We start from the raw sequence: 17744 nt of genomic DNA, 5'->3' as shown, positions 1-17744 counted from the left end.
TAAAAATATATTGTAAGAATAAAAAAGAAGAGTTCTATCCTCACCATTAGAACCCTCCTCAAAATATTTAAACGATTCTTCTACACAAGATTATTTAATTCCACCTCATTTAAACTTCCAACAACAATATTTCCTTTATACACGACTAAACGTTTTTCTGTTTGACGCGCTACTGCTTCAGCAGCGCATGTCGCATTCGTCAAAACAAAGCTCGCTTCATCCCCTACATTCGGCCATACTCGCTTCCCTTCCTTATTTAACGTTTCTTTTCCTCCTGTAATAAAGCGGAGTGCTTTTCCTAAAGACCTTTCGTCACTCCACCCAAAACGCTCTGCTAATCGATTCGCCTTTTGAAGCATATCACCTGTTCCAAACGGTGACCAATGATCTGTAATGCTATCATTGCCTAATGAAACCTTAACACCTTTTTTATCTAATAACGGAATTGGGATTACTTGTTTACCAATTGGCACTGTTGAAGTAATATCAATATTTACATTTGCGAGTCTTTCTGCCACTTCTTCAGCCTCTTTATCAGTAACACCACCAAGTCCAAGTGCATGACTAATCGTTACACGGCCTTGCCATCCTGCTTCTTCTGTTAAACTTGCCAATCTCTTCATCGTAAACGTTCCAAGGTTATTCGCATCGTGCAAATGAATATCAACATCCGCATTAAATTCGACTGCGATATCCATAATTGTATGTAATGACTTTTCAATGTCATTATCCACTGTAGCTGGATCTACTCCTCCGACTAGATGGGCACCCATACGCATCGCATCTTTCACGAGTTGCACAGAATTACTGCGCAATAATCCATGTTGCGGAAACGCAACAATTCTACTAGATACTCGATTTTTATATGTTTCTAATGCCGCTAACGTCGCCTCCAAATTACCAAGCCCAATAATTGGATCAACATTACAATGCGTTCTAATATTCGTTGCACCATTTTGCAGTAGTAACTCTAGCATATTTTCCGCTCTATTTTGAGCAGTCGCTAATTGCTTTGGTAAAATTTTTTCTTCTTCATTAAAACGTGTAAAAATACTTTCTGCTGGCATACAAGCTTTCCATGGGCCACTATAATATGTTTTATCAATGTGAATGTGCATCTCTTTGAAAGCTGGCAACATTAATAAGTTCTTAGCATCAAAAGTTACTATATCTTCCTCTTGAACAATCCCTTTTATAATTTTTTTAATTCGACCATCTTCAATAAGTAAACTGCATAATTCTGTTTCTGTTTGTGAAATTCTCTCTTCTTCATATGTATATCCTGATTCAAGCATTACGTTAGTCAACCAATATACTGTCATCTCTATTTCCCCACCCTTTATTAAAAATCACCTCATAACTACAAGTTTAATATCCACTGAAAATTAAGACAATTAATACGATCACTTCTCACAAAAAAAATGTAATACAACCCCATAGTCTTCTCATAAATTTCCATATAGAATAAAAGTATGCAGTTTGATATAAAAAGGAGTTGATTGGAATATGTCAAAAAGGTTATGTAAATCCGAAACTGATAAAATGCTATTTGGTATATGTGGTGGTTTAGGAGAATATTTTGATATTAGCTCTACTCTTATTCGTATCATTTGGGTTATTGCTGTTTTATGTTTTGGGACAGGATTTTTAGTTTATTTCATTTGTTTATTACTTATGCCACGTTCGTACTAATGGCATCATTTCACATACTTAAGAAGAGCAAATCACCTATAGAATCCTATAGGTGATTTTTTCATGAAGAATATTTCATCGTTAAATGTAATACCGCCACTTCTTCTTCTTCATTTTTATAAATATGCTTCTTATTCGCTTCAAATTGAATGGAATCAAACTCATTTAATTCGTATACATCATTCTCCACTTGAATAGACACTTTCCCTTTCATTACCGTTACAAGCTCAATCGCACCTTCATGATGAGCTTCTGGCTCATATATACTATTTGATCGTAAACAAGCACGGTGCATTTCCATCCCTGTTTCTTTCGTATAACGGAACATCGTTTCTAAATGCCACGCTTGTCCTTCATCTACTGCAAATCCTTCCCCACAGCGCGCAACAGCTACAGGTTCTCCAGCAACCATTAATCTGGATAAAGGAATTGATAACCCTTTCGTTATTTTCCAAATGACAGCTAGTGTCGGATTTGTTTCCCCTCTTTCTATCTTTCCTAATGTTAATTTACTAACTCCTGTTTTATGGGCTAATTCTTCTAAACTTAATTTCTGTTCATTTCGAATTTGTCTCAATAACTGTCCAACTTGTTGAATGACTTCTTTCGTTTGCATATCTTCATTTTCTTTCATATATAAAACCACCTCAAAGTATAAAATAGTTTACTTTTAACAATTTAAAGTATATCATACTATACATAATTATTTATTTTCGAAAGGAGTGCTATACTTCATGCGCGCAATTTTATTAGGTCTTTTATCATCGGCCTTTTTTTCTGCAACCTTTATTATTAATAGAGCAATGAATGTATCTGGAACGAGCTGGGCTTGGACAGCTTCCTTCCGTTTTTTATTTGCTCTTCCTATTTTATTCCTTATCGTTTTATTTCGCAAAAACTTTAGGGGATTATGGGAAGAGTTAAAAAAACATCCATTGGCATGGATCGGATGGGGTTCTGTTGCCGGTATTGGTTTTTATTCTTTATTAAGTTTCTCAGCTGTCTTTTCTCCAGCTTGGCTCGTTGCTGGAACTTGGCAAGTTACGATTTTAGCTGGTTTACTACTATCACCACTATTTTTCGTGAAAATAGAAACAAAATCAGGTACGAAACTTGTACGCGGAAAAATTCCACTTCGTAGCTTATATGTTGCATTATTTATTTTACTTGGTGTAATTTGTATGCAAGCAACTGCCGCAGGCCATATTACAATGACTCAGTTCATTTCAGGTTTTTTACCTGTCGTATTAGCCGCTTTCTTATATCCGTTCGGTAACCGAAAAATGATGGAGCTTGTTGGTGGACGCCTTGATACGTTCCAACGTGTATTAGGAATGGCAATTGGAAGTCTTCCTATAACAATCTTGCTTGGTATATACGGATTTTCTACTACTGGCATTCCAACATCCAACCAAATGCTTCAAGGATTTTTGTTAGCATTATGTTCCGGCGTTATTGCAACGATGACATTTTTCTTTGCTACTGACTTAGCAAAAGATAACCTCGCTCTACTTGGAGCTGTTGAAGCAACACAAGCTGGAACGATGGTCTTTACCGTACTTGGAGAAATCATTTTCTTAAATGGTTCACTCCCTGGAGGACTTTCTCTCATCGGAATGATTATTATCATGTTAGGAATGGTTGCAAATAGTATTTTAAACCGTTCTGTTCCAGTCGTTAAACAGAAAAAATCGGCATAAAAAAAGGGTATGGTTCTATAGAGATGAACCATACTCTTTTTTATTGTCCCCCTATTTCGCCTTATCAGAATAGTATTTCATTGGCTGTTTATGCTAAAACTTATGTTATAATACGTTTCATGCGCATTAATAGGAGGTAAATTATGTTAAAAAAAGCAATCGCTGAATTTATTGGTACATTTGTACTTGTATTATTCGGAACTGGAGTAGCTGTCACTGGCGGCGGAATTGAAGGAATTGGAACATTAGGAATCGCTATGGCTTTCGGCTTATCTATTGTAGCTATGGCATATAGCATCGGAACAATTTCTGGATGTCACATTAACCCAGCAGTATCAGTAGCTATGTTCATCAACAAACGAATGAACGCTATGGAACTTTGTTATTATGTATTAGCTCAAATTTTAGGTGGTTTATTAGGAACTGCAACGTTAGTAACAATTTTAAAATCTGCTAAAACACCTTTAGATAATTTAGGACAAAATGGTTTCGGAACTCTTGGTTTATCTGGAGCATTTTTAGTTGAGTTCATTTTAACTTTCGTATTTATTTTAGTTATCGTTGCTGTAACAGGTAAAAAAGGAAGTTCTTCTTTAGCTGGACTAGTAATTGGTTTCACATTAGTTTTAATTCACTTATTAGGAATTCCGTTAACTGGAACATCTGTTAACCCAGCTCGTAGTATCGCACCAGCTTTATTTGTTGGTGGAGAAGCACTTTCTCAACTATGGGTATTCATCGTAGCACCAATTCTTGGTGGTATCTTCGCAGCTATCGTAGGTAAATTCATTTTAAATACTGAAAAATAGAATTTTCAATATTTCTGAATAAAAAAATGCGAGCCCTCATTATGAGGAAGCTCGCTTTTTTTATTCTTTCATTTTAGACTTTAAATTTGTAACTAATTGATCTACCGTTACATTTGCAAGTACGTTTTCCATCGCTTCTTGCGCTTGCATTAAAATAATTTCTAATACTGATTGAATATTAGCTCCTACTGGACATTCAATGTTGGGATTTTCATGGAAGGAAAATAGTTGTCCTTCTTCTACAACTTCCACTGCTTTATATACATCAAGTAATGTAATTTCTTCTAAATCTCGAGCAAGTGTCGTACCACCTTTACCAGCTTGTACATCAACAAGTCCTGCTCTCTTCAACATTCCTGTAATGCGACGAATCACAACTGGATTTGTATTCACACTACCGGCAATCCATTCAGAGGTACAGCGAGAGTTTCGATCTATCGCAAGTAATGTCAGCATATGAACACCTACTGTAAAACGACTACTAATCCCCATCTGCACACCCTCCTTTTTATTCATTCTATTAAAAGACGACTCTTATTATTATATACTATTTTTAATTTATACATAAAGAAAAAGCATGATTTCAATAGGAAATCATGCTTTTCTCTCATTATTGACGCTTTATAAATTTCGCTAAATCTTTAAATTTCACTTTATCTGAGTAATTCATTACGCCGTTTACGTAAATGCGGCTTGTAACAGCATTTAATACTGCAATTGTCGCCAATAAGACTGCTAATGTTATCGTAATTTCTAGCATACCTGCTTCACCAGCTACAATACGTGAGAAGGTAACCATCGGTGTAAAAAATGGAACGTAAGAACTTACAACAACGATAGTACTATTCGGATCACTTAATGATTTAATACTAATAAAGAATGCAGCCATAATTAAAATCATTACCGGGAAAGATACAGCTTGTAAATCCTCCGTCTTAGATACGACAGCTCCAGCAGCAGCATACATCATCGCATAAAGTAAATATCCCGTAATGAAATAAACAAGAAACATGCTGATAACTTTTGCATCTAATTTCGTAAAGTCAATTGGAATACCAAATAGTGAGGCACTTTCTAAATCGACCCAACCTAACAAATATGGAATAAGATAACCACACGCCAATACGACAAGTTGCAATAACGCCGTTGAAACAACCGCTAAAATTTTCGCATACATCATCGTAAGAGGCTTCACTTTCGGAAGCATTACTTCCATTACACGTGACGCCTTTTCAGATGCAATATTCATTGCGATTGTATTTCCGAACGCTACAATAAACATATATAAAGCAAATGTAAAGAAATAGGCAATTCCGAAAGAAGATGTACGATCTTTTATCGCTTCTTGCTTTACTTGAATTTCTGTTTGTAATTGCTGTGCAATTTCTGGTGAAACATTATTTTTGGCAATCGTCACCATCGTATATTGTTGCTTTAAATATCCTGCCATAATTGCAGAAGTTGCTTGGCTTGGAAATCCATTATACATATATGTAATCGATGGAGCCCCACCCTTTTCCGTCACATGGAATAGACCATCTAAATCGCCTTCTTCTACTTGCTTATGCAGTTTATCAAAATCATCCTTTGAACCAATTGTTATTTTTGCTGATGGCAATAGCTTATTTAGCTCATCTTTTTGTACTTTATATGTGGAACTCTCTACTACAACTGCAATTTTATCTTTATCCTTATTTTTATCATCGCCTGAAGTAAAATGATTAAATGCAAAAATCCCAAACACAACTAAAAATAAAATCGCACTCGTAATTAATGATTTCTTAGATAAAAACGCTTCCCTAAAATAAAATGAAAATACGTGAGAAAATTTACGCATCGTTATTTCGCCCTCTCTACAAAGATTTCGTTTAACGTCGGCTCTAACATTTTGAATTGTCGTAAGCTAACACCTTGCTCTTGCAACTGTTGCAAAATCTTGAGAGCTTCCGCATCGTCTTGTACTTTCACATAAAGAAGGCCTTGTTGTTTTTCATACGATACATGTATAGCTTCTAATCCCTTTTCATTCTCTACTGTATCTTCAATCGTTAAATTACGGAAACCGTATTCTTTCTTAATATCACTTAGCTGTCCTTTTACGACTGCTTCACCTTTTTTCAAAATACATACATGTTGGCAAAAAGCCTCTACTTGTTCCATACGATGACTTGATAAAATAATCGTCTTTCCGCTCTGTACTTGTTCTTCAATAATACTAGCTAACATCCCAGCATTAACTGGATCAAGGCCGCTGAATGGTTCATCTAAAATGAGAAGTTCCGGATTATGAAGAAGAGCAGCAATTAATTGGATTTTTTGCTGATTCCCTTTTGAAAGCTCTCCAGCCGTTTTAAATTTATATTCTGGTATCGCTAAACGCTCTAACCAGTGATCAATAGCGTGATCCACTTCTTTCTTCGACATTCCTTCTAATCTACCAAAATATCGCAGCTGATCTATTACTCTACTTTTTGTATATAAACCTCTTTCTTCTGGTAAATACCCAATTGTTACACCACTATTTCCAAATGCTTTTCCATCCCATGTAATCGAACCTTCATTAGGCGTTAATAATCCGAGAAGCATTTTGATTGTTGTTGTTTTCCCTGCACCATTTCGTCCAAGTAACCCTAGTACTTCACCTTTTGGTAACGAAATTTGCAAACCGTTAACTGCTTTTGATTCCCCAAATTGTTTCGTTAAGTTTTGAATTTGTAAACTCAAGTATAAAGCCTCCCCTTTAGTATCATTCGTACTCTCTTTCAAAGACTATGTTTATTCAAGACAAAATATAGCACCACGCTTCATCCTCTTATATGTAAACATCGTCATGAATCCATCATTTGTTCTATTTAGTTAAAATTGTAAATAACAAAGTTCTTTTTGTCAATTATAATTGTCATTACGACAATAAAACTTGTCAAAACAGCTATTATTATTTTGCTCATCTTTCTAATATAGGACATACTACTATATATACAAAAGACAATATGCAAATGTTCATATAAAAATATTATATTTTAATATATAATATAAAATGATTTTCTAACATCAAGGAGGATACATATGAAGATGAAGAGGGGCATTACCACTTTATTATCTGTAGCGGTTCTATCTACATCACTTGTAGCATGTTCAGGAACACCAGAGAAAACAGTGGCGAAAGAAGAGAAAGTAAAATTAACAGAACAACAATTAATGGCTGATTTATGGTATCAAACAGCCGGTGAAACGAAAGCACTTTACTACCAAGGGTACAACATTGGTCAATTAAAGCTTGATGCAATTCTTGCAAAAGGGACAGAGAAAAAACCTGCTATCGTGCTTGATTTAGACGAAACTGTTTTAGATAACAGTCCTCATCAGGCAATGAGCGTAAAAACAGGCAAAGGCTATCCTTACAAATGGGATGATTGGATTAACAAAGCTGAGGCTGAAGCCCTTCCAGGCGCAATTGATTTCTTAAAATATACAGAGTCTAAAGGTGTAGATATTTACTACATCTCAAATCGTAAAACGAATCAACTAGATGCAACAATTAAAAATCTTGAGCGTGTAGGTGCTCCTCAAGCAACGAAAGAACATATATTACTACAAGATCCGAAAGAAAAAGGAAAAGAAAAACGCCGTGAACTCGTTTCTCAAACCCATGATATTGTCTTATTCTTCGGTGATAACTTATCTGATTTCACAGGTTTTGATGGAAAATCTGTAAAAGATCGTAACCAAACAGTAGCAGATTCAAAAGCACAATTTGGTGAGAAATTCATTATTTTCCCGAATCCAATGTATGGCGATTGGGAAGGCGCTTTATATGATTATGATTTCAAAAAATCAGATGCAGAAAAAGATAAAATCCGTCGCGACAACTTAAAATCATTTGATGTAAAATAAAAGAGGATGGCATTCGCCATCCTCTTTTATTTTACTTTCTCTGTTAAAGGCAAGATAAATACTTCCACACGTCTATTCTTTGCCTTTCCTTCTTGTGTATCGTTTGGAGCAATTGAACGGTATTCTCCGTATCCAATCGCACTAAATTTTTCTGGTTGTAATTCTTTATTTTGCAGTAATACTTGCATAAAATTAACTGCCCGCTGCGTACTTAATTCCCAATTCGACGCAAACTGCGCATTGGCAATAGGGACATTATCCGTATGACCCGATACTGTAATTTCACGAGGTGACGCTGAAACAAGTAAGCTAGACATCTCTTTTGCAATCCCTAAAGATTCTAATTTCACATCTGCTTTCCCCGAATCAAACAGTATATTTTCTAATATTGTCACCATTAATCCCTTTTCAGTTAATTTAGTTTGAAAAGAAGAAGATAATTGTTTTTCATTAATATATTGATCAATCTTTTTTTGTAATGCTTTCAATTCATCCATCTCTTTTTTTTCTTTAGCTCTAGCTTCTTCTTGTTTTTTTGCTTGTTCTGCCTCAAGGCTACTTGCTGATAATTCTTTTTCATCATTTGGCTTTTGATCACTTAAAAATTCTTTGTTACCTGTTCCCCCAGCTAATTCACTTCGAAAAGCAACTGCCATCTGTTTAAACTTCGCAGCATCTATACTACTCATTGCGAATAAAACGATAAACAATGCAAATAACAACGTTAACATATCAGAATATGGGATTAACCACGTTTCATCGATATGCTCATCATGTTTTTTCTTTTTGCCTCTTCTATTTTTCTTACTCCGCATTTTTTTCTGCCCCTTTTTCTAGCTTTTTACGCTCAGTTGCAGAAAGTGCACCTAAAATGCGGTTCTTCATAATAAACGGATATGTACCTTCTTGTAACATTAATAAACAATCAATGATTAAACGTTTTTTCTCAATTTCAGCTGAAGATTTTTGCTTTAACTTATTTGCAAATGGATGCCATAATACATAACCTGAAAAAATACCAAAAATCGTTGCAATAAACGCACCCGAAATAGCATGACCTAACTTTTCAATATCAGTTAAGTTACCAAGCGCAGCTACAAGACCGATAACAGCACCTAAAACTCCTAATGTCGGTGCATACGTACCAGCTTGTGAAAAAATAGCAGCTCCCTTTGCATGTCTTTCTTCAATTGCTTCTAATTCAGATTCCAAAATCTGCTCTAAATCTTCTGCGGATACGCCATCAATCACAAATTTCATACCGCGCAAAAGAAATTCATCTTGAATTTTGTCTAATTGTTGCTCTAAAGACAAAATACCGTATTTTCTACTTTCAGATGTCCAATGAACAAATAATTCTAGCAACTGTTCATAACTTAAATCCTTTTTATTTGAACCAAAAAGAACTTTAAATAGTTTTGGAACCCTTTTTAGTTGATTCATCGGAAATGCAATACATACTGCAGCAAATGTACCGATAAAAATAATTAATGCTGCGGCAGGATTTAATAAGGCTGTTACGTCAGCGCCCTTGACGACCATCCCTACTACCACTGCTACAAATCCTAAAATAAGTCCAATAATTGTTGCAAAATCCATTCCCATTCACTCCTAGTCTATACAAGAAGTTCTTTATTCTCGATAATCGCTACATCTTCTTATGTATATATATTACATAAAAAATGCAAATCATGAAAGATAAGAAATGAATTATATAAAAAAATACTACAAATTCACACATTTTCTGACATTTTCTTTGCATTTCTATTACGTTATGACTCTTATATTCCTTTTCCAACAAACTAGATTTATAATAAAAAAAACAATACACATTTTATGAAGAAGGGACTGTGATTACAAGGCATCATGAAAAAGATAATAATTATTTCTGCCACTACTATTGTAATCGGGATCACATCTTTCGCTTACTTTGGTTCTAAAACACCACTACATAATGAAGCAAAAGCTGTCGAAAGTCAAAAGCATAATAACCATAAAAAAGAAGAGATTCCTGCTTTTCCAAAAGCTGATCATAATGCAAAGAAAATAGACAATGACTTTTCAGTTGTAACAAATCCAAAATCTAATCTTGTCTTAATTAATAAACATCGAAAACTACCAGATGGATACATTCCTGAAGACTTAACGAGACCAAATGTACCATTTATTAGTCCAAAAGATAAAGAAAAAACATTGCTGCGCAAAGATGCTGCCGAGGCACTTGAAAACATGTTCAAAGCTGCGAAAAAAGAAGGGCTTGATCTTACAGCTGTATCTGGTTATCGTTCATACAAACGCCAAAAATCGTTGCATGATACATACGTTAGACGTCAAGGAAAAGCCGAAGCTAATTCGGTAAGCGCAATTCCTGGTACAAGTGAACACCAAACGGGTTTAGCAATGGATATTAGTTCAAAATCAGCTAAATTTCAATTAGAGCCTATCTTCGGAGAGACAGCAGAAGGAAAATGGGTCGCGGAACATGCTCATGAATTCGGCTTTGTCATTCGTTACTTAGAAGATAAAACAGATACAACAGAATATGCCTATGAACCATGGCACTTACGCTACGTTGGTAATCCATACGCTACATACCTATATAAACATCACTTAACATTAGAAGAAGCGATGGAAGACAAAAAATAAGAGAGCAAATTGCTCTCTTATTTTTCTTTCACTCTATTATTGTAGTAATTTCTTCTTCCATTCTTCAGGCCATGGTTCGCCTCTTCCTGTTTTTTTCGACGCTTGAACCATCATTCCACGACCTACTAAACAAATCTCTCCTTCTGCATTCTTCACCATATAATGTAAATCTAAAGAAGAATTCCCGACCGATCCTGCCTTTACATACACCTTCAGCTGTTCATCAAAATATATTTGCTTAATAAAATTACATTGTAAATCCGCAACAACGATCATCGTTTCTGATGATGCATGTGTCCACTCTTGCATAAATCCAAGTTCTTTAAACAACGCAATACGAGCTTCTTCAAAATAAGTAAAAGCAACGACATTATTTACATGTCCAAACATATCTACTTCACCAAAACGAACCTTTACAGGGTTGTAAAACGAAAAACCACTTTCCCATTGCTCAAAGTCTTCAATATAAGAAATCCTCTTCATTGTTATCTCTCCTTTTCACCTTGAAATAAACAGAATAAACAGAAAAATATAGTTATAAATATTGCCTCTTCGATATGAAGAGGCAATATTTATTAATAGTTATTATCGCTACCAAAGAAATCTTTGAACGATTGAATTGTTGTATCACGGTTTAATGCCGCAATTGAAGTTGTTAAAGGAATACCCTTCGGACATGATTGCACACAGTTTTGAGAGTTACCACAGTTTGCTAGTCCTCCATCTCCCATAATTGCACGTAAGCGATCTGCTTTATGCATTTCACCCGTTGGATGTGAGTTGAATAAGCGAGCTTGTGATAACGGTGCTGGTCCAATAAAGTCAGACTTACTGTTTACGTTTGGACATGATTCTAAGCAAACACCACATGTCATACATTTTGAAAGCTCATAAGCCCATTGACGCTTTTTCTCAGGCATTCTTGGTCCTGGACCTAGGTCATACGTACCATCAATTGGAATCCACGCTTTAACGCGTTTTAGAGCATTAAACATGCGACTACGATCAACTTGTAAGTCACGTACAACCGGGAATGTCTTCATCGGTTTTAAGCGAATTGGTTGCTCTAATTGATCAATAAGTGCCGTACATGATTGACGTGGTTTTCCGTTAATCACCATCGAACATGCACCACATACTTCCTCTAAGCAGTTCATATCCCAGGCAATCGGAGTTGTTTGGTTCCCTTTTGAATCAACAGGATTACGACGGATTTCCATAAGTGCTGAGATAATATTCATATTCGGACGATATGGAATTTCAAACTCTTGGTCAAACGCTTGCGCATCTGGCCCGTCTTGTCTCGTAATGATGAGGCGGATTGTTTTCTCAGACATGTTGTTTATCCCCCTTCTCTTCACCCTTAGCAGCTACATCGTGTTTTGAAGAATAATCACGTTTACGCGGTTTAATTAACGAAATATCAACGTCCTCGTAATGGAATGCTGGTGCATTTCCTTCTCCCTCAAATTTTGCCATCGTAGTTTTTAAGAAGTTTGCATCATCACGATTTGGGAATTCAGGTTTGTAATGCGCCCCACGGCTCTCATTACGGTTATATGCGCCAATTGTAATAACACGTGCTAACTCAAACATATTTGCAAGTTGGCGTGTAAATGAAGCACCTTGGTTACTCCATCTTGCTGTATCGTTAATGTTAATACGTTTGTAACGAGCCATTAATTCTTCAATTTTCGCATCTGTTTCTAATAATTTTTTATTTTCACGAACTACTGTAACGTTATCTGTCATCCATTCTCCAAGCTCTTTATGAAGAACATACGCATTTTCGTTACCATCCATCGTTAAAATATTGTTAAATTTCTCTGTTTCGATTAATTCATTTTGCTCATATACAGTAGATGAAACAGCATCAGATGATTTAGAAAGACCTTTCATATACTCAATTGCGTTTGGTCCTGCTACCATACCACCATAAATTGCTGATAATAGTGAGTTCGCACCAAGACGGTTACCACCGTGCATAGAATAATCACACTCACCTGCTGCAAATAAACCTGGAATGTTTGTCATCTGTTTATAATCAACCCATAGTCCGCCCATTGAATAGTGAACAGCTGGGAAGATTTTCATCGGTAGTTTACGAGGATCATCCCCTGTAAATTTCTCATAGATTTCAATAATTCCACCTAGTTTAATATCTAGTTCTTTTGGATCTTTATGAGAAAGATCTAAGTACACCATGTTTTCACCGTTAATACCTAGTTTTTGCTCTACGCAAACATCAAAGATTTCACGCGTTGCGATGTCACGAGGTACAAGGTTTCCGTAAGCCGGATATTTTTCTTCTAAGAAGTACCATGGTTTACCATCTTTATATGTCCAAACACGTCCACCTTCACCACGTGCAGATTCACTCATAAGACGTAATTTATCGTCTCCAGGAATTGCCGTTGGGTGAATTTGAATGAACTCACCGTTTGCATAATATGCGCCTTGTTGATATACAGCAGAAGCTGCTGTACCTGTATTGATAATGGAGTTTGTTGATTTTCCGAAAATGATACCAGGGCCCCCTGTTGCCATAATCACGGCATCTGCTCCGAAACTTCTAATCTCCATAGTTTGTAAGTCTTGTGCAACGATTCCTCGGCACACACCTTCATCATCAACAACAGCTCGTAAGAAATCCCAACCTTCATATTTCGTTACAAGTCCTGCTACTTCGTGACGACGTACTTGCTCATCTAATGCGTAAAGTAATTGCTGTCCAGTTGTTGCACCAGCAAATGCTGTACGGTGATGTTGCGTTCCACCAAATCGACGGAAATCAAGAAGTCCTTCTTCCGTACGGTTGAACATAACACCCATACGGTCCATTAAATGAATGATACCAGGTGCTGCTTCACACATTGCTTTAACTGGTGGTTGGTTCGCTAAGAAGTCCCCACCATAAATTGTATCGTCAAAGTGGATCCATGGAGAATCCCCTTCACCTTTCGTATTTACGGCACCGTTAATTCCGCCCTGAGCACATACAGAATGTGAACGTTTTACTGGTACTAAAGAAAACAGTTCAACATTTACTCCTGCTTCTGCCGCTTTAATCGTTGCCATTAAGCCAGCCAAGCCACCGCCGACTACTATAAGTTTCCCTTTCATGCTCTCCCACTCCTTACTGGTTTGCTAGCTGTGGATCGATGAACGCTAATAATGCACTCACACCTACATAAGATAAACCTAAGAAAATAGCTAATGTTACATAAGTAGAGATTCTTTGTGAACGTGGAGATACTGTAATTCCCCAGCTGATGCAGAATGTCCATAGTCCATTTGCAAAGTGGAAAATTGTTGAAACAACACCAACTAAGTAGAATGCAAACATAGCTGGATTGTTTAAAATATCTGCCATCATATCATAGTTTACCTCTTTACCTAACATTGCTTGAATACGAGTTTCCCAGACGTGCCAAGAAATGAAGATCAGCGTAACGATACCTGAAATTCTTTGGAAGACGAACATCCAGTTACGGAAATAACCGTAAGAAACCGCATTGTTCTTAGCTGTAAATGCAATATATAAGCCATATATAGCATGGTACAGTATCGGTAAAAAGATGATGAAAATTTCTAGCGCATACCGGAATGGAAGGAGCTCCATAAAGCCTGCAGCTTTGTTAAAAGCCTCTGCTCCTCGTGTTGCAAAGTTGTTTACAATTAAATGTTGCGTCAAAAAGACACCAACCGGGATGACCCCCATTAATGAGTGCCACTTACGAAACGTATACTCGCGGCCTTTCATGTCCCCATTACCCCCCTTGAATGTTTGACTGCTGTTTTCAGATTAGTTTATGACAATAATGTTTTTTCACTATTGGCATAAGAAAAACTGAAAAAATTATTCGAAATATTTCAGCATAATTTGATACCAAGTTCATTTTACTCCTATTTTTGTCGAAGCGTCAAGAAAACGTATACATAATTTGCATATAATTTGCCAATTCTTTTTTTCTTCTTATATATTCAGATTTTCCTAAAGAAAAATCTGTTTTTATAAATGTGAAATGTTATATAATAATCCCTATAGAAAGAGGGGAATATTGTGAGTAAAAATACAATCGATACAACATCTTTAGAAGATGTTTCATTGAACGCCTTCGCTTATGAATTGCTACGTGAAGAATTACTACCTGATTTAATCGGCAACGATTTAGATGGTATTTTATACTGGTCTGGTAGAAACCTTGCAAGAAAATATCCGCTAGAAACAATTGAAGAAGTCATTCAGTTCTTTGAAAAGGCTGGCTGGGGCACTTTAAGCATTGTTGAACATAAGCGTCGTGAAATGCAGTTCCAACTTAAAGGCACACTCATCGCAGAACGTCAAAAACAAAAACGACATTCTTCTTATCAACTAGAAGCCGGATTCATCGCTGAACAAATCCAAAAGCAACGGAACGTCGTTGCAGAGTCATACGAAGAAAAGAAAAAACGTTCTGACTCTATTACATTTCTTGTAAAATGGGATATAAAAGATCTCATTGAAGTGTAAGCATTACCTACAGTCAACTAGACATATCAGTTTAGTTGACTTTTTTGTATTTTCATTCAGATGAGTTTATTTTAAATCTTCAGAAATTATACCAAAAAACAGAAGACGTTGTAAACTACAACGTCTTCTTATCTGTTAAATACGTATAAATCGTCTCCGCGACATTTTTCGGCATACCCGCTTCGACAAATTCCTCTATAGAAGCTTCTTTCATCTTCTTTAATGAACCAAAATGTTTTAACAATACCTTTTTCCGTTTATCACCGATTCCTGGAATATCATCCAATGCTGATTGAATGACAGATTTCCCATGTAATTGACGATGGAATGTAATCGCAAATCGATGCACCTCATCTTGAATACGCTGCAATAAATAAAATTCTTGGCTATTTCTCTCAAGCATCACAGGTTCCGGTGGATCCCCAATAATTAAATGAGAGGTTTTATGTTTATCATCTTTTACAAGACCTGCCATCGGAATATATAATCCGAGCTCATTCTCTAAAATATCACTTGCAGCCGCTAGATGGCCTTTTCCTCCATCAATAATAATCAAATCAGGTAAAGGTGAATTTTCTTTAAGTGCCCTTGTATAACGGCGCCTCACAACTTCTCTCATAGACTCATAATCATCTGGCCCTTGAACCGTTTTAATTTTATATTTTCGATACTCTTTCTTCGCCGGTTTCCCATCGATAAAAGCAATCATTGCAGAAACGGGATTTGTTCCTTGAATATTTGAGTTATCAAACGCTTCAATACGATACGGCGTTTCAATCCCAAGCTGCTTCCCTAAATGATCTACCGCTTTAATCGTTCGTTCTTCATCACGTTCAATTAAGTAAAACTTCTCTTCAAGAGCAATCTTCGCATTTTTATTTGCCAATTCTACAAGGTCTTTTTTCTTACCACGTTTCGGCTGCGTCGCTTCCACTTCTAAAAAGCGCTCTACTAATTCCGAGTCTATACTTCCTGGAACGACAATTTCCTTCGGCTTAAAATGACTACTGTTTTCATAAAATTGGCCGATAAACGTTAAAAAACCCTCTTCTGGTTCATCGTAAATTGGAAACATAGAAACATCACGTTCAATTAGCTTTCCTTTTCGAACGAAGAAAACTTGAACACACATCCATCCTTTATCCACTGCATATCCAAACACATCACGATCCACTAAGTCACTCATAATCATCTTTTGTTTTTCCATAATCGCATCAATATGAGCAATTTGATCACGCAACTCTTTTGCACGTTCAAACTCTAGTTTCTCTGAGGCCTCATACATTTTTATTTCTAGTTCTGAACGAACTTCTTTATGTCCACCATTTAAAAACTTAATAATTTCATCTACGATTTCTTTATTTTGTTCTTCCGTCACTTCTTTCACACAAGGCGCTAAACATTGACCCATATGATAATACAAACAAACTTTATCTGGCATATTCGTGCATTTCCGAAGTGGATACATACGATCTAGCAGTTTTTTCGTTTCATGAGCAGATTGTGCATTTGGATAAGGACCAAAATATTTCCCTTTATCCTTTTTTACGTTTCGAGTAATGAGTAAGCGCGGTTGCTTCTCCGCCGTAATTTTAATAAAAGGATATGTTTTATCATCTTTTAATTGAATATTATATTTCGGATCATATTTTTTAATTAGATTTAACTCTAAAATAAGTGCTTCTAAATTCGAAGAGGTTACAATATATTCAAAATCAACAATTTCTCCTACAAGCCGCAGTGTTTTCCCATCATGTGAACCAGTAAAGTACGAGCGCACACGATTTTTAAGCACTTTTGCCTTTCCGACATATATAACCGTTCCTTGCTTATCTTTCATCAAATAACAACCAGGTTGATCTGGTAAAATAGCCAACTTCTCTTTCAAATGTTCGTGCACTCGTCTCCCTCCATTTCTACATACTTAGCATTTTTATTTTCCCTTGAAAACATACTATGCCCAAACACCCAACATACGTTCTTTTATTGTAACGGAAAGACTGTAAAAAAGAAAATAAAAAAAGCTACCAAATGGTAGCTTTTTTTATTTTAGAAGTGTTTAGAAACTAATTCTACTAACGCTTCTTTCGGTTTGTAACCTAACGCTTGATCAACTACTTTACCGTCTTTTAATACGAAAAGAGCTGGAATGCTCATTACTTCGAATTGACGAGCAGTTTCTTGGTTTTCATCAACGTCTACTTTTACTACTTTTACTTTTTCGCCTAGTTCTGCATCAATTTCCTCTAATACAGGAGCGATCATTTTACAAGGTCCACACCAAGGTGCCCAGAAATCTAATAATACAACACCTTCGCTAGTTTCTGCTGCGAAGCTTTGGTCATTTGCGTTTACAATTGCCATTTTATTTCCTCCTTCAAGTATATTCTACCAAGAGTATATCATTAACTTATATACGTGGCGAATAATATGTATCGTTATGTATTGTAACAAAAAAATGTTCCTTTATACTATATAAAAATACGGATT

The 17744-nt window shown here is 36.0% G+C and carries 19 protein-coding genes; 6 read left to right on the top strand and 13 right to left on the bottom strand.

The genetic code is table 11. The annotated features are described in order from the left end of the window. Window positions 1-80: 80 nt before the first annotated feature. A complete protein-coding gene (locus IQ781_RS20475; protein ID WP_000219564.1) occupies window positions 81-1322 on the bottom strand; it encodes an amidohydrolase family protein in 1242 nt (413 codons plus the stop codon). Window positions 1323-1506: 184 nt separating this feature from the next. Here IQ781_RS20475 and IQ781_RS20470 point away from each other — a divergent pair, with 184 nt between their 5' ends. Then, the gene (locus IQ781_RS20470; protein ID WP_000044334.1) at window positions 1507-1692 is read left to right on the top strand and encodes a PspC domain-containing protein; all 186 of its coding nucleotides are present in this window, start codon (window positions 1507-1509) and stop codon (window positions 1690-1692) included. Between the two features lie 61 nt (window positions 1693-1753). Here the strand turns inward: IQ781_RS20470 and IQ781_RS20465 are convergent, their stop codons facing one another. Beyond that, window positions 1754-2326, bottom strand: a complete 573-nt coding sequence (locus IQ781_RS20465) for a helix-turn-helix domain-containing protein (RefSeq protein WP_000661920.1) — start codon at window positions 2324-2326, stop codon at window positions 1754-1756. Between the two features lie 100 nt (window positions 2327-2426). Between IQ781_RS20465 and IQ781_RS20460 the strand changes: the two genes are divergently transcribed. Next, window positions 2427-3392: a DMT family transporter gene (locus IQ781_RS20460; RefSeq protein WP_001201636.1), complete on the top strand. Its 966-nt coding sequence runs from the start codon at window positions 2427-2429 to the stop codon at window positions 3390-3392. A 143-nt stretch (window positions 3393-3535) separates the two neighbouring features. Then, window positions 3536-4201 carry an aquaporin gene (locus IQ781_RS20455; RefSeq protein ID WP_000913213.1) on the top strand — a complete coding sequence of 222 codons (666 nt, stop codon included), beginning with the start codon at window positions 3536-3538 and terminating at the stop codon, window positions 4199-4201. A gap of 60 nt (window positions 4202-4261) precedes the next feature. On the opposite strand, the gene IQ781_RS20450 is transcribed toward IQ781_RS20455, so the two are convergent. From IQ781_RS20450 to IQ781_RS20440, 3 genes are all read right to left on the bottom strand, one after another. Next, window positions 4262-4693 (bottom strand): Rrf2 family transcriptional regulator, encoded by a 432-nt coding sequence (locus tag IQ781_RS20450; protein ID WP_000512998.1) that lies wholly within the window; start codon window positions 4691-4693, stop codon window positions 4262-4264. A gap of 118 nt (window positions 4694-4811) precedes the next feature. After that, window positions 4812-6038, bottom strand: a complete 1227-nt coding sequence (locus IQ781_RS20445) for an ABC transporter permease (protein ID WP_001224982.1) — start codon at window positions 6036-6038, stop codon at window positions 4812-4814. A 2-nt stretch (window positions 6039-6040) separates the two neighbouring features. Then, complete coding sequence (locus IQ781_RS20440) at window positions 6041-6925, bottom strand: ABC transporter ATP-binding protein (protein WP_000058117.1); 885 nt, start codon at window positions 6923-6925, stop codon at window positions 6041-6043. A 342-nt stretch (window positions 6926-7267) separates the two neighbouring features. On the opposite strand from IQ781_RS20440, the gene IQ781_RS20435 reads away from it, so the two are divergent. Then, window positions 7268-8095: a 5'-nucleotidase, lipoprotein e(P4) family gene (locus IQ781_RS20435; protein WP_000782767.1), complete on the top strand. Its 828-nt coding sequence runs from the start codon at window positions 7268-7270 to the stop codon at window positions 8093-8095. 26 nt (window positions 8096-8121) lie between these two features. Here IQ781_RS20435 and motB read toward each other — a convergent pair whose 3' ends face one another. Both motB and motA read right to left on the bottom strand, forming a co-directional pair. Beyond that, window positions 8122-8910 carry a flagellar motor protein MotB gene (motB, locus tag IQ781_RS20430; protein WP_001256734.1) on the bottom strand — a complete coding sequence of 263 codons (789 nt, stop codon included), beginning with the start codon at window positions 8908-8910 and terminating at the stop codon, window positions 8122-8124. Then, entirely contained in the window at window positions 8900-9694 is a 795-nt protein-coding gene (gene motA / locus IQ781_RS20425) for a flagellar motor stator protein MotA (protein WP_000344859.1), read from the bottom strand. The genes motB and motA overlap by 11 nt, the downstream gene beginning before the upstream one ends. Window positions 9695-9961: 267 nt before the next feature. Here motA and IQ781_RS20420 point away from each other — a divergent pair, with 267 nt between their 5' ends. After that, entirely contained in the window at window positions 9962-10741 is a 780-nt protein-coding gene (locus IQ781_RS20420) for a M15 family metallopeptidase (protein WP_000720201.1), read from the top strand. 36 nt (window positions 10742-10777) lie between these two features. On the opposite strand, the gene IQ781_RS20415 is transcribed toward IQ781_RS20420, so the two are convergent. The 4 genes from IQ781_RS20415 to sdhC all read right to left on the bottom strand — a co-directional run bounded on the left by IQ781_RS20415 (window position 10778) and on the right by sdhC (window position 14504). After that, complete coding sequence (locus IQ781_RS20415) at window positions 10778-11224, bottom strand: acyl-CoA thioesterase (protein WP_000822735.1); 447 nt, start codon at window positions 11222-11224, stop codon at window positions 10778-10780. Between the two features lie 92 nt (window positions 11225-11316). After that, window positions 11317-12078: a succinate dehydrogenase iron-sulfur subunit gene (gene sdhB, locus IQ781_RS20410; protein WP_001291827.1), complete on the bottom strand. Its 762-nt coding sequence runs from the start codon at window positions 12076-12078 to the stop codon at window positions 11317-11319. Next, window positions 12071-13864: a succinate dehydrogenase flavoprotein subunit gene (gene sdhA / locus IQ781_RS20405; protein ID WP_000676750.1), complete on the bottom strand. Its 1794-nt coding sequence runs from the start codon at window positions 13862-13864 to the stop codon at window positions 12071-12073. The genes sdhB and sdhA overlap by 8 nt, the downstream gene beginning before the upstream one ends. Window positions 13865-13877: 13 nt before the next feature. Further along, complete coding sequence (gene sdhC, locus IQ781_RS20400) at window positions 13878-14504, bottom strand: succinate dehydrogenase cytochrome B558 (protein WP_000678354.1); 627 nt, start codon at window positions 14502-14504, stop codon at window positions 13878-13880. Between the two features lie 300 nt (window positions 14505-14804). On the opposite strand from sdhC, the gene IQ781_RS20395 reads away from it, so the two are divergent. Further along, window positions 14805-15254: a YslB family protein gene (locus tag IQ781_RS20395; protein ID WP_000042226.1), complete on the top strand. Its 450-nt coding sequence runs from the start codon at window positions 14805-14807 to the stop codon at window positions 15252-15254. 115 nt (window positions 15255-15369) lie between these two features. Here IQ781_RS20395 and uvrC read toward each other — a convergent pair whose 3' ends face one another. Continuing rightward, complete coding sequence (gene uvrC / locus IQ781_RS20390) at window positions 15370-17154, bottom strand: excinuclease ABC subunit C (RefSeq protein WP_000544296.1); 1785 nt, start codon at window positions 17152-17154, stop codon at window positions 15370-15372. Window positions 17155-17303: 149 nt separating this feature from the next. Beyond that, the gene (gene trxA, locus IQ781_RS20385) at window positions 17304-17618 is read right to left on the bottom strand and encodes a thioredoxin (RefSeq protein WP_001018943.1); all 315 of its coding nucleotides are present in this window, start codon (window positions 17616-17618) and stop codon (window positions 17304-17306) included. Between the last annotated feature and the right edge of the window lie 126 nt (window positions 17619-17744).

This window comes from Bacillus sp. N447-1, assembly GCF_022701035.1.
Classification (GTDB): domain Bacteria; phylum Bacillota; class Bacilli; order Bacillales; family Bacillaceae_G; genus Bacillus_A; species Bacillus_A cereus.
This window is presented reverse-complemented; position numbering and strand designations above follow the sequence as displayed.

Bases quoted from the DNA above. Each gene is read 5' to 3' on its own strand.
- motB (WP_001256734.1), bottom strand. From the start codon at position 8,910: ATGCGGAGTAAGAAAAATAGAAGAGGCAAAAAGAAAAAACATGATGAG.
- motA (WP_000344859.1), bottom strand. From the start codon at position 9,694: ATGGATTTTGCAACAATTATTGGACTTATTTTAGGATTTGTAGCAGTG.
- sdhB (WP_001291827.1), bottom strand. From the start codon at position 12,078: ATGTCTGAGAAAACAATCCGCCTCATCATTACGAGACAAGACGGGCCA.
- IQ781_RS20470 (WP_000044334.1), top strand. From the start codon at position 1,507: ATGTCAAAAAGGTTATGTAAATCCGAAACTGATAAAATGCTATTTGGT.
- IQ781_RS20460 (WP_001201636.1), top strand. From the start codon at position 2,427: ATGCGCGCAATTTTATTAGGTCTTTTATCATCGGCCTTTTTTTCTGCA.
- IQ781_RS20475 (WP_000219564.1), bottom strand. From the start codon at position 1,322: ATGACAGTATATTGGTTGACTAACGTAATGCTTGAATCAGGATATACA.
- IQ781_RS20420 (WP_000720201.1), top strand. From the start codon at position 9,962: ATGAAAAAGATAATAATTATTTCTGCCACTACTATTGTAATCGGGATC.
- IQ781_RS20455 (WP_000913213.1), top strand. From the start codon at position 3,536: ATGTTAAAAAAAGCAATCGCTGAATTTATTGGTACATTTGTACTTGTA.
- trxA (WP_001018943.1), bottom strand. From the start codon at position 17,618: ATGGCAATTGTAAACGCAAATGACCAAAGCTTCGCAGCAGAAACTAGC.
- IQ781_RS20465 (WP_000661920.1), bottom strand. From the start codon at position 2,326: ATGAAAGAAAATGAAGATATGCAAACGAAAGAAGTCATTCAACAAGTT.
- sdhC (WP_000678354.1), bottom strand. From the start codon at position 14,504: ATGAAAGGCCGCGAGTATACGTTTCGTAAGTGGCACTCATTAATGGGG.
- IQ781_RS20415 (WP_000822735.1), bottom strand. From the start codon at position 11,224: ATGAAGAGGATTTCTTATATTGAAGACTTTGAGCAATGGGAAAGTGGT.
- IQ781_RS20445 (WP_001224982.1), bottom strand. From the start codon at position 6,038: ATGCGTAAATTTTCTCACGTATTTTCATTTTATTTTAGGGAAGCGTTT.
- IQ781_RS20450 (WP_000512998.1), bottom strand. From the start codon at position 4,693: ATGGGGATTAGTAGTCGTTTTACAGTAGGTGTTCATATGCTGACATTA.
- IQ781_RS20435 (WP_000782767.1), top strand. From the start codon at position 7,268: ATGAAGATGAAGAGGGGCATTACCACTTTATTATCTGTAGCGGTTCTA.
- sdhA (WP_000676750.1), bottom strand. From the start codon at position 13,864: ATGAAAGGGAAACTTATAGTAGTCGGCGGTGGCTTGGCTGGCTTAATG.